The organism is Mycobacterium sp. 852002-51163_SCH5372311 (assembly GCF_001667115.1).
Lineage (GTDB): Bacteria > Actinomycetota > Actinomycetes > Mycobacteriales > Mycobacteriaceae > Mycobacterium.
Genome location: NZ_LZIJ01000124.1, coordinates 23,145 through 34,811, shown reverse-complemented (window position 1 = coordinate 34,811; position 11,667 = coordinate 23,145). Strand labels below are relative to the sequence as shown.

The window sequence follows — 11,667 nt, the reverse complement described above, 5'->3', positions numbered from 1 at the left end:
GTAGTGTGCATACATGACTGCCGACGAGCAGTACTTCGACCTCGGCGCCTACCACCGACCGATCGACACCCCTTCCGCGCAAGCGCAGATCTGGTTCGACCGCGGAATGGTGTGGGCCTACGCGTTCAACCATGAAGAGGCGATCCGCTGCTTCGAGCGGGCTTTGGAACTCGACGAGGATCTGGCCATTGCGCGATGGGGAATCGCGTATTCGGTTGGCCCCAACTACAACAAGGCGTGGGAGGCGTTCGACCCGGTTGAACTGAGTTCGTCACTCGCACGCGCGCGCAGGGAACTCCGGCTCGCCGCACGGGGCCGGGCCAGCCCCGTCGAACGTGGGCTCATCACCGCGCTCCATGCGCGATTTCCGGGTGGCGACCCGAACGATGCTGATGCGCTGCAGTCCGGTCTTGTCGTCTACGCCGACGCAATGACGGCGCTTGCTGCGGCGTATCCCGACGACATCGACGTGCAAGCGCTGGCCGCTGACGCGCTGGTCAATGTGACGGCATGGGCCCTGTGGGACACCGGTACCGGTGAGCCCGCACCCGGCTCACGCGTGGTCGAGGCCGCGCGGATCCTCGAGAATGCACTCGAGCGGCCCGCTGGTCGCGAACACCCGGGAATACTGCACCTGTATTTGCACACCATGGAGATGTCCCCGATCCCCGAAAAGGCAAAGCCGGCCGCCGACCTATTGCGCGACTTGGTTCCCGACGCCGGCCATCTACAGCACATGCCAAGCCACATCGACGTCCTGTGCGGCGACTACCACCGCTCGGTGGAAGCGAATGTTGCTGCAGTGCAGGCGGACCGGCGCTTCGTACGCCGCGAGGGCCCGTTGAACTTCTACTCTCTCTACCGGGCGCACGATCTGCACTTCGTCGTGTATTCGGCGATGTTTCAGGGGCAGTCGCAGATTGCGTTGCAGGCGGCCGATGAGCTCTCCGGCCAGCTCACAACCGAACTGCTGTCGATCGAGTCCCCGCCGATGGCCGACTGGCTCGAGGCGTTCGTCCCGTTGCGAACTCATGTGCTGGTGCGGTTCGGACGTTGGGATGCGCTGATCGCGCAGCCTTTTCCGGATGACCGCCACCTGTACTGCACCACCGCCGCGACGATGCACTACGGACGCGGGATCGCGCTGGCTGCGACCGGCCAACTCGCGCAGGCACACGCCGAGCGCGCGTCGTTCATCCAGGCATATGAGCGAATTCCGGACTCCCGGTATCTGTTCAACAACACCAGCAGGGATATCCTGGCTGTGGCCGCTGCCATGTTGGACGGTGAGATCGCCTACCGTGCAGGGAATTTCGACGAGGCATTCGGGCATCTGAAGCGCGCGGTCAATCTCGACGATGCGCTGCCCTACGACGAGCCATGGGGCTGGATGCAGCCCACGCGCCACGCGTATGGTGCATTGCTGCTCGAACAAGGCCACGTCGAAGAGGCGGCTGCCGTGTATGCCGTCGATCTGGGTGTGGACCCGGTGTTGGCCAGGCCGTGTCAGCACCCCCGGAACGTGTGGAGCCTGCACGGCTATCACGAGTGTCTGCAGCGGCTTGGCCGTACCGCGGAAGCCGCTGTCGTCGGCGAAGAACTCGAGCGTGCCGCCGCGCACGCCGACGTGCCGATTCGCGCGTCGTGCGCATGCCGGCTCGACGTCATGGGTTGCTGCGATGAATGACATACCAGCTCAACCAAAGTGACAGGCGCTGGATGAGGAAGCAGGAGCCGCATCAGCCACGTCGTCGCCTGGGAAGGTCACAATTCCGTGAGCCGGGTAGGCCCGGAACTCGTCGCCGGGTTTACCGGGCGCGCCGTACGGGCAGCCGTCACCTTATGACGCACGACGCAGACAAGCTGAGCAAGGAACCCACGCCCGATGACGCCGAAGACAACGCGTTCTTCCCGTCCCCGTATTCGCTGAGTCAGTACACATCGCCGAAGACCGACTTTGATGGAGTGCAGCACAAGGACGCCTACACCGCAGGTAAGTCGAAGGTGCTGATGATTGCGACCGAGGAGCGCTATGTCTTGTTGGAAAACGGCAAGATGTTCTCGACGGGCAACCATCCGGTCGAGATGCTGCTTCCGTTGCACCACATCATGGAGACGGGTTTCGACGTGGACGTCGCGACGATCGCCGGCTACCCGGCCAAGCTGGAACTCTGGGCCATGCCGCGCGAGGACGAGGCTGTTCTGGCAACATACGACGCGCTGAAACCAAAACTGAAGCAGCCCAAGAAGCTTACCGATGTCGTCGCCGACGAGCTCGGCCCGGGTTCCGACTATCTCGCCGTCTTCATCCCGGGTGGGCACGGGGCCGTGGTCGGGTTGCCGGCCAGTGAATCGGTGGGGCAGACGCTGCGCTGGGCGTTGTCGAACGACAAGCTCATCATCACCCTGTGTCATGGCCCGGCAGCGTTGCTCGCGGCGTCGCTGGGCGAGCACGAGTCGCCCTTCAAGGGATACGAGCTCTGTGTGTTCCCCGACGCGCTGGACCAGGGCCCGAATCTCGAAATTGGTTATCTGCCAGGACATTTGCAGTGGCTGGTCGCGGATCTGCTGAGCAAACAAGGTCTGACCATTCGCAATGACGACATGACCGGCATGACTCACCGGGATCGGAACCTGCTGACCGGCGACAGCCCTCTGGCGTCGAATGCACTCGGCCGGCTTGCCGCCGAGGCTCTGTTGGAGAATATCGGGGCTGACTGAATCACACAAAATTATCGACGAAGGATATTCAATTGGCCAAAAACGACAAGAGCGAAGCTTCTCCGTCCGAATTGATAGACGCCAGGATCACGGACTTGGGCGACTGGCGAGGCGAAATACTTTCGCGCATCAGAGAACTCATCAGGCAGGTCGATCCAGATGTGGTGGAGGAGTGGAAGTGGCGAGGAGTCCCGGTGTGGTATCACGACGGGATGATCTGCACCGGTGAGACATACAAGAAAGTCGTGAAAATGACCTTCGCGAAGGGCGCCTCGCTAGAGGACCCCGCAGGTCTCTTCAACGCCAGCCTCGATGGCAACACCAGACGCGCCATTGATTTCGAGGAGGGCGACAAGATCGATGAGACGGCGCTGAAGGAACTCATCCGCGCGGCCGTAGACCTGAACGTGCAGAAGGCCTGAGGACTGCAGGCACGGCTGATCCGGATGCGAAGCCGCGCGTCTACCGGCGTGCTTTGCGAGTCGCTGAGCTTTGAGCTTGCGCTATTTCTCCGAGTGTGATGACGCCCTGGGTAATCTGCGCGGCGAGGTCGCGTTGGTCGGCTTTGAGTTGTTCGGCAAGGTTGGCGGTAAGCGCGAGCGTGGCGAACCCATGGCTGAGCGACCAGCCCGCCATTACGAGCGCACGGACGTCCTCTTCTGACACCGGTGCAGACCGGTGGGCGGTCAGACTGGCACGCGCACTCCCGTAGAGAATGCCGAAGGCGTCGTCCCGCGCCGCCACCAAGTCCGGGTCGTCGACGCGATACAGATAGGGACGAAACATCACCTCGAAGTAGCCGGGGTGAGTGAGCGCGAAGGCGATGTAGGTTTGGCCGCCGCGCAAAAACCCATCCGGTCCGCTCGCGGTGGGGCCGATCATCTCGGCGGAAAGCCGAAATCCTTCGGCGGCCACGGCCGTGAAGATTCCGGTCTTGTCGCCGAATTGGTAGGCAAGCGCGGCGTGGGAAACACCGGCCCGGCGTGCGATGCGCCGCATGCTCACTGCGGCCACACCGACCGTTTCGACTTCTTGCACGGCGCCGTCAACGGCAGCGCGCTCGAGCTGCCCGTGGTGGTACGGCCGTTTCTCACCGGTTGTCATCGAGTGACACCCTACCGAAATGATCTGACCATTGATAAGTTTGTTGGGAACCGGCAGACTTACCACCGGTAAGAATCCGCTGGTTCGGCAAGCGAGGGGGAGCCGTGTACGACGTCGTGATCGTGGGCGCCCGGTGCGCCGGCGCACCATTGGCCACCATGCTCGCGCGGCGCGGCCTGCGGGTGTGCGTGCTGGACCGGGCGCGGTTTCCCAGCGAAACACCGTCTACACATGTGATCCAGCCATGTGGCGTCGAGGTTCTCGACGAGCTTGACGTCCTGCACGCCGTTCTGGCTCACGGCGCCGTGCCACTGGATCGATTCACGCTGGTCTACGAGGATGTGCGCATTGACGCGAGCCTGGACGCGGTTGACTTCGCCATACCTGGCTTATGCGTGCGCCGGGTCACCCTGGATGCGCTGCTGGTAGAGGCCGCGGCTGCGGCGGGCGCCGACGTGCGCACCGGGTGTCGGGTGACCGGGGTGCTCGCCGACGACACCGGCCGCGTGACGGGCGTGCAGACAAACGACGGCCCGGTGCGGGCCCGGCTGACCGTAGGCGCCGACGGGCGCCGTTCAGTCGTCGCCGCCTCCACCGGAGCCGCCGAGTACCTGGTCACCCCGCCCGGACGGATACCGGCGTGGGGCTACTTTGCCGGCGTCGCAGACACCGAAGGGCGATTGCGGATCGGCAGGAGAGGCGATCTGGCTTTTCTCGCCAGCCCGACCGACAGCGGCCTCTACATGGCCGGAATCGGTATTGACGTCGCCAGGGCCGGCGACTTCCATACCGACCGAAAGCGCAACTTCGCCGCGGGTCTGGCGCACTGGCCGGAACTGGCCGATCTGCTGGCAGGGGCGCAGCGGCAAGGCCCTATTCGCGTGATGACCGACTGGCACGGTTACTTTCGTCGCAGCGCGGGCCCCGGATGGGTTTTGGTCGGTGACGCCGGACATTTCAAGGACTTCACTCCTGCCCAGGGCATCGCCGACGCGCTGCGCCAAGCGAAAACACTCGCCGAATCCATCTCTACCGGCCTGGACCACGGCGAGGCGGATGCTCACCTGCGGCGGTGGTGGCAATGGCGCGACCAAGACGCCTATGCGATGTACTGGCTCGCAAGGGATATGGGGGTGGCGGGCCCGTCGACGCCACTGATCACCAGCATGATGCGGCAGATCGCCGGCAGCGAGGCCGCCACCCGGCAACTGCTGCGAGTGCTCAACCACGAACTGCCCCCGGCAAGGCTGTTCACGGTTGCCCGACTCGCGAGGGCGGCGGTCGGCGCACTGCGTGATCAGCCACGCCAAGTCCCCGCCACCCTCCGCGAGATTGTCAGCACGGCCAAGCGCGAGTTCTTGCGCACGGCAGCGCGTTACGGGCTGGACAGCCGCCGGCCGCGATCCACGATGCGACGTGAGCGTTTCCGGCGCCGCCGCCACTTGGCCGTCGAGACCGCGGCATGAGAGCCTGTGTTCAGTTCTATCCGGGCGCAGGGGGCAGCGATGAAACGTTCTAACGCGAGACGCTTTTGGTGAATCGCCAACCCGCTCAACATGTCCCTGATTCGCATCGCCCCCTGGTGGGTCGTTCTGGAAACCGTCGGCCGGCGCACGGGCAAGCCCCGGCAGGTGCCGTTGGCGCGCGGACCGCAAGATGGCGATTGCGTGTGGTTGATCTCGGTGCACGGCACGCAATCGGATTTCGCACGGAACATTGCGGCCGAACCCCGCGTGCGGCTGCGGATCCGCGGCCGATGGTCGCCGGGCACGGCGTCGATCGAGCCCATGGACTCCAAAATATTGGCTCGCTTCAATTGGTATGCACGCCAAGGGCCTAAGCGTTTGGGGATCGACCCCAAACTGCTTCGCGTTCAGCTAGCGAGGCGCTGAATCGTTTACCTTCGCGGGCGACGGGGTGACCGTCGCGCGACGAGTTGCGGAGTCAAGCAGGTATCGCTCCACCATGCGGTGGATGGGGCCCACCAGGCTCCAGATGATCCGGGCGCTCGGGTGCTCGTACTTCACCAGCGTCGACAACACCAACTGACCCGGCGAAGTGAGCGCGACGATCCTCGGCGTCAGGATGCGGCCGCAGGTACCCAGCACTCCTTCGGACGCTTCGCTGTGCAAGATCTCGAAACCGATTACGTGGCCGGGCAGACCGGAGGGTGCCAGCTGGAACCCGAGCACATGCCGGTGGATGGGCCGAACAACGGTGCGCATCAATAGGCCATGGGATTCTTCGATCGCGCGTGCCCACTGCTCGGGAGTGCGCACAATCGGCGTACGGGCGGCATAGGCGTCGGCGTAGTCCACCCGATCCAGACCGGACAGCGACGTCATACGTTCAGGAACAGGGATTCGGTAGACCATCAAAACCTCGCCGATATTAGTTTACTTACCGTATAGTATATAATTTGCGGGGTGGCTGCAAGGACTCGGGGCCGGCCTCGCGATCCGGCCATTGACCAGGCGATCCTCGCTGCCGCGCGTGAGCTCTTGGTGCAGGTCGGCTATACCGGATTGTCGATGGAGGCCGTCGCAGCCCGCGCTGGTGTCACCAAGCCGACGATCTACTTGCGGTTCCCCACCAAGCCCGTCCTGGTGTTCGAGGCGGTTTTCGGCAAGACCAAGTCCAAGGCCATGCCCGATACCGGCAATCTGCACGACGACCTGAACCAGGCCTATTCCTGGGCTGTCGACGAATTCGCTGCGCCCGAAGCGCGAGTGGCACTGCCCGGACTTCTCACCGAAATAGCCGCGAATCCCGAACTGGCACAACTCATTCGCAGCCGGCTGATCGAGCCGGAGTACGGCCGCGTGCACGGGCTGCTGGAACGGGCCCGTGGGCGAGGTGACGTCCGGGACAGCGCCGATCTCACCCTTGTCATCGATGCGTTCCTGGGCACCGCACTCGCCCGAGCCCTCGTCGTCGACCGACCGATCGACCGTGCCTTCGGCGACGACCTCGTCGACCTACTCATCAACGGCCTGGCAGCTCCGCCGCCGACCCCCGGACGACAGCGGGACCGGCCGAGCAGCCGCGTCACTCGCGCACAGCGTTCAGGCGATCGAGATACGTAGTGAGCCGATAACGCGCTGTAGGGTTAGACATCCTCGATGCGGTTAAACAGACGTTCGTGGCCACCGACGAGGTTCGACTGAGATGATGGCGCGACACGGCGATGGACTGCGGCAGCTCGCGCTGGTCGAACCTCGCTGTCAGTGCCTGGTTGTGACGGAAGTGCGATATGACCGCTAGCGATCCTGTAGAGGACCGTCCCGAAGCGATCACGCTTGGCCTGCATGACGTCGCGCCGACCCACCTGATGGGCGCGATGGCCAGGGACGTAGAGCTCGAATTGGGTTGGGGCCGCCTCATCTTCGGCCAGACCTTCGCCGATCCCGACACCGTGGCGGAGGCGCTGCGACGGGAAGCCCCGGGCCGGCGCGACATCTGCATCTACGCGCGCGAGGCCCATGTGATCGTCGCCAAAGCCCCGAACGAGCTTTTCATCGATCCCAGCCACACCTATCGGCTCCGCTTCTCTGATTCGCCGCCGCAGGAAGGCCAGGCGTCGTCGCTTCCGGGCGTGACGATGCGCACGCTGAACGACCGAGAAGATGCCGATGCCATGAATCGGGTGCTGGTCCGCTGCGGAATGGTTCCGGCACCCGTGGACACGATTTGGCACAACCATCTGCATGCGGACGCGGTGACATATCTGCTTGCGGTGCGTGACGACGACGGCGCCGTGGTGGGCACTGTAACTGGCGTCGACCACGAGTTGCTCTTCTCCGATCCGGAGCACGGGTCCAGCATGTGGACCTTGGCCGTGGATTCAGCCGCCGGGCTGCCCGGGATCGGCGAAGCCCTGACCCGAAAGTTGGCTGAGCACTTCCGGAAACTGGGCCGCGCCTATCTGGATCTGTCAGTCGCGCACGACAACGCCGCCGGAATTGCCCTCTACGAGAAGCTGGGTTTCCGGCGGGTTCCGGTGTTGGCCATCAAGCGGAAGAACGCGATCAACGAGCCGTTGTTCACCCCCACGCCGGCGACGGTCGACGACCTCAATCCCTACGCACGCATCATTGCCGAAGAGGCGCTGCGACGGGGAATCCGGGTGGAGATACTTGACGCCGAAACCGGCGAGATGCGACTCACCCTCGGTGGCCGCAACGTGATCACCCGAGAGTCGCTGTCCGAGTTCACTTCCGCGATCGCCATGTGCCGGTGCGACGACAAGCGCTTGACCCGGCGACTTGTCGCCGCGGCCGGGATTACCGTGCCGCGTGCCCGGCTCGCAACCTTCGACGACGAGGACTACGCCTTTGCGAGGGAAGTGGGGGAGGTCGTCGTCAAGCCCACCCGCGGAGAACAGGGCAAAGGCATCACCGTCGGTGTTAGCGCCGAAAACGGTCCCGACGAGCTCGCCGCCGCGCTGGCGCACGCGCGTGAGCAACATCCTGAGGTGCTGCTCGAACAGATGGTTGCCGGGGACGATCTTCGGTTGGTCGTGATCGACGGCCGGGTCGTTGCCGCCGCATTGCGGATGCCTGCCGAGGTGATTGGCACCGGCAAGCACAGCGTGCGGGATCTGATTGCGGCCGAGAGCCGCCGGCGGTCCGCGGCCACCGGTGGTGAGTCCCAAATCCCACTCGATGACGCCACCGAGGCGACAGTCGCGGAAGCCGGTTGGACACTCGACGACGTGCTGCCTGAAGGAACCCGGTTGCAGGTCCGCCGGACCGCCAACCTTCATCAGGGTGGAACAATCCACGATGTCACGGCCGAAGTGAACCCAGAGCTGTGTCGCGTTGCGGTGGCAGCGGCTGAGGCGATCGGTATTCCGGTCACCGGCATCGACCTACTTGTCCCGGATGTCACCGAAGCCGAATACGTCTTTATCGAGGCGAACGAGCGACCGGGGTTGGCCAATCATGAACCACAGCCCACCGCAGCGGCTTTCGTTGATTTCCTATTTCCGGGCAAGCACGGGCAATCGCCGGCCTGGACACCAGAGAACGCGGACTGACGGACCGTGCAATGGCCGTCGACTCGCGTGACGGTAAAGCGCGCCGGCGACCTGTCCGGGGCACAGGCGTAGGTGTATTGACCTCATCGAATCTGTATGTCGTCGTTGGGTGTCAGCTCTCGTCGAATAGCTGTGGTGGCCATGTTCTAGGGCTTATGCAGGCTGGCATTTCATCGCGAGAATGGTCCCAGTCGGAGTAGACCTTCCACCTCAACGGTCGGGCAAACACGGTGGACTTGTTGCGGAATGTCGTCCCGCAAAATGTCGTATGGCCATCGTCGTCACCACCAAATATTGTCTTATCGAACGTGGCAGTTGCGGCCAAACCGTCGAATGTTGCTTCGCTGAACACGGTTGTCCCGCGAAACTCAGTGCCAATAAATTCGGTATTCGAAGCGCCGAATCTCGCTCGGACAAACGAAATTAAGCCTTTATTGAATTTTGTCGCTTTAAATGTGGCGGTCTCGCCGCTGAATTCTACCCTATTGAACGAGGTGGAGTCGGAGAACGTCGCTGCTTCGAACGATGTAAGCTGCGCGCTGAATTGCGCCTCATCGAACATCGACATAATTGCACTGTCAAATCTCGCCCAGTCGAACGTGGCGGCCTTACCGGTGAACTTGGCTTCGTTGAAACTCGTCGTGGCTGCTGTGAACTGCGCCGCGTCGAATTTGGTCGCAGCGCTGCGGAATTCCGCCCCAGTGAAGCTCGTCGTTGACCCGCTAAATTTTGTTCTCACAAAGGAGACTGTCTCGCCGCTAAAGATTGATTTTTCGAATAAGGTTTTCGGAGCATTTAACAACGTGGTCTCGGACGATGTCTGCTGACCACAGAACGTCGCATCTCCGAACTCAGTAATGACGCTGCTGAACTGCGCGTTACAGAATGACGTAAGCTTAGCGGCAAATGTTGCTTTTTCAAATGTGGTGGAGCTGCCGGAGAACTTCGCGCCATCGAAAGTCGTATGCTCGGTGGCGAACTCGGCCCTCTCGAAAGTAATGACAGACTTGTCTCCCGCACACATAATTCTTTTAAACGAAGCATTGAAACAGTTGAACTTGGCCCCGGCGAACGATGTGAACTTTGCACTAAACTTGGTGTCGTCGAACGAGACCATCGTCTTGTCGCCACTAAACTTCGCATTCTTAAAGAAGGCGTACCCGCCGTTAAACAACGCGTGGTCGAAGCTAGTGAACCCGGTAAACCTCGCGCCGCCAAAAGCAGTTTTCTCACCGCTGAACACCGTCTCCTCAAAGTTAGCGTCCTCGAATAAGGCGGTCGTGAAGTCGAAATCATGTAAGGACCAATTGACTTCGGCACTTTTTCGTAGGTGCGCGGCTATGACGCTCACGATGGTTTGCCGGACCTCGCGATCGTTCTGCCGGATGATTTGATGCCGGGCTTCCTCGGATCCTGCCGCGCCTCCGGAAGGACGAGTCGTGGTGACCAGTTCGGTGACGTGGCTGTCCCCCTGTGCGGGGTCGTAAGGTAGCCGGAGGTAACCACAGAGGACGTCGATGCATTGTTGGCGGCGAAGAAATGTGGTTTTCCGCTCGTCGGCCACACCGGCCATGGCATAGACGCCGGCTATGCGCACCGCCGGGTCGGGGTTGCCAAGTTGTGCGGCGGCGGCGCCGAAGCGTTCGACGAATCGGCCTTCTTCGAGATCTTGCTGGCGGCGGTAGGCAACGACAAGGGCAACTGCCCCACCAACTCCAGCGACGGCGGTAAGCGCGGTTTTAAGGACGTCTGCGCGGTTCGCGGGCTTCGTATTGTCGATCCCGACAACCTGCTCGAAAACGGCAAAGCCTAGCCATATCAGGGCTGCACCGATGATTACCGCGGATGTGACCGCGACGGACAGCGGAATATTGCGGCGACGCCTACGCTTACGGCCAGCATGGCTTCGCCACCACTCGGCATACAACGGAAGCTGTCTTGGCGCCACCCGAATATCCAAGCACACAACATCTACCTGCCTCTGCATAATGGAGCCAATCAAACCTCCAGCCTTACGACAGAATAGGACGTAAGCCTGGGTAAGTTCACCGAGTCTCAAGCAAAAGGGTGCGCTTCAAGACGCCAATAATGGTGTGTGGGTGGTGACTGGTCGGGTTCCTCATCATGAAGATGGGTCACGAGGTAGCACCTGGGGGCGCAGCACTGGCGCTCATAGGGGCAGTGGCGAGCGATCTCATCACCTCAGTTCATGATGCGAAACAGCGTTTGGGGATTTATGTAGATACCGCGCGACTGGTTCAATAAAACTGTGAAGTTTTAAGGCACCACTCAGGTAATCGATTCAGTGTGCAAGTCGATCAACAGCGAAAATTACCAGCTTTACAATTTCAATGTACATACCTGGTTTGTAAGCGGACAGCGGGGCAACCACACCCAAAGTTCTGCGTGCCACCAGTACCGTCAGATCATTGGACCACAACAGAGTGTTTGGATACAGCGGCACCGAACAATGGTCGTGGTCAGTACTCTCCCGAGATCGTCGTCTCATGTCCCGATGGGCCGCTCATTGCATATCCCGGGCGTCCGTTCGGGGTAGCCGTGGTCGACGGTCGGGTAGTTGCCGCGGCATGGCATCCATGCCGTCAGCGTGTCATTCTGCCGGGATCCATCGCCTACTGCCCGCGTGCCGGATCAGCGTCGCCAGGAACCGCAACGCCAGGACTCGGGTGCGGCATTCACCCAGCACTCTCTCGGCGAACGGTCGCAGCGGATGGTTAGTCCAAAATGGCACGCCACCAATCTTCACACTCGACTGCACCCGCTCCCGCTCCGACGGGACGCGT

The 11,667-nt window shown here is 62.1% G+C and carries 11 protein-coding genes; 7 read left to right on the top strand and 4 right to left on the bottom strand.

The window, feature by feature from the left end:
* Window positions 1-13 precede the first annotated feature (13 nt).
* The 3 genes from A5791_RS15605 (at window position 14) to A5791_RS15595 (ending at window position 3,143) form a co-directional block, all read left to right on the top strand.
* Window positions 14-1,687: a tetratricopeptide repeat protein gene (locus A5791_RS15605; protein WP_067238419.1), complete on the top strand. Its 1,674-nt coding sequence runs from the start codon at window positions 14-16 to the stop codon at window positions 1,685-1,687.
* Between the two features lie 155 nt (window positions 1,688-1,842).
* Complete coding sequence (gene hchA / locus A5791_RS15600; RefSeq protein ID WP_067238416.1) at window positions 1,843-2,721, top strand: glyoxalase III HchA; 879 nt, start codon at window positions 1,843-1,845, stop codon at window positions 2,719-2,721.
* 32 nt (window positions 2,722-2,753) lie between these two features.
* Window positions 2,754-3,143: a DUF1801 domain-containing protein gene (locus tag A5791_RS15595; RefSeq protein ID WP_082966953.1), complete on the top strand. Its 390-nt coding sequence runs from the start codon at window positions 2,754-2,756 to the stop codon at window positions 3,141-3,143.
* A 40-nt stretch (window positions 3,144-3,183) separates the two neighbouring features.
* Here A5791_RS15595 and A5791_RS15590 read toward each other — a convergent pair whose 3' ends face one another.
* A complete protein-coding gene (locus A5791_RS15590; protein WP_067238412.1) occupies window positions 3,184-3,825 on the bottom strand; it encodes a TetR/AcrR family transcriptional regulator in 642 nt (213 codons plus the stop codon).
* Between the two features lie 104 nt (window positions 3,826-3,929).
* On the opposite strand from A5791_RS15590, the gene A5791_RS15585 reads away from it, so the two are divergent.
* Window positions 3,930-5,291, top strand: coding sequence for an NAD(P)/FAD-dependent oxidoreductase (locus tag A5791_RS15585; protein ID WP_067238409.1), 1,362 nt, complete (start codon window positions 3,930-3,932; stop codon window positions 5,289-5,291).
* 90 nt (window positions 5,292-5,381) lie between these two features.
* Complete coding sequence (locus tag A5791_RS27740; protein WP_082966951.1) at window positions 5,382-5,717, top strand: nitroreductase family deazaflavin-dependent oxidoreductase; 336 nt, start codon at window positions 5,382-5,384, stop codon at window positions 5,715-5,717.
* Here A5791_RS27740 and A5791_RS15575 read toward each other — a convergent pair.
* Window positions 5,703-6,170: a hypothetical protein gene (locus A5791_RS15575; protein ID WP_067238402.1), complete on the bottom strand. Its 468-nt coding sequence runs from the start codon at window positions 6,168-6,170 to the stop codon at window positions 5,703-5,705. The two genes, A5791_RS27740 and A5791_RS15575, sit on opposite strands and share 15 nt — an antisense overlap.
* A gap of 81 nt (window positions 6,171-6,251) precedes the next feature.
* On the opposite strand from A5791_RS15575, the gene A5791_RS15570 reads away from it, so the two are divergent.
* The gene (locus A5791_RS15570) at window positions 6,252-6,911 is read left to right on the top strand and encodes a TetR/AcrR family transcriptional regulator (protein ID WP_082966950.1); all 660 of its coding nucleotides are present in this window, start codon (window positions 6,252-6,254) and stop codon (window positions 6,909-6,911) included.
* Window positions 6,912-7,078: 167 nt separating this feature from the next.
* Entirely contained in the window at window positions 7,079-8,863 is a 1,785-nt protein-coding gene (ngg, locus tag A5791_RS15565) for an N-acetylglutaminylglutamine synthetase (protein ID WP_067238395.1), read from the top strand.
* A 112-nt stretch (window positions 8,864-8,975) separates the two neighbouring features.
* Here ngg and A5791_RS15560 read toward each other — a convergent pair whose 3' ends face one another.
* Window positions 8,976-10,823 carry a pentapeptide repeat-containing protein gene (locus tag A5791_RS15560; protein WP_156661354.1) on the bottom strand — a complete coding sequence of 616 codons (1,848 nt, stop codon included), beginning with the start codon at window positions 10,821-10,823 and terminating at the stop codon, window positions 8,976-8,978.
* A gap of 651 nt (window positions 10,824-11,474) precedes the next feature.
* Window positions 11,475-11,615, bottom strand: coding sequence for a hypothetical protein (locus tag A5791_RS26520; RefSeq protein WP_156661351.1), 141 nt, complete (start codon window positions 11,613-11,615; stop codon window positions 11,475-11,477).
* Window positions 11,616-11,667: the final 52 nt, after the last annotated feature.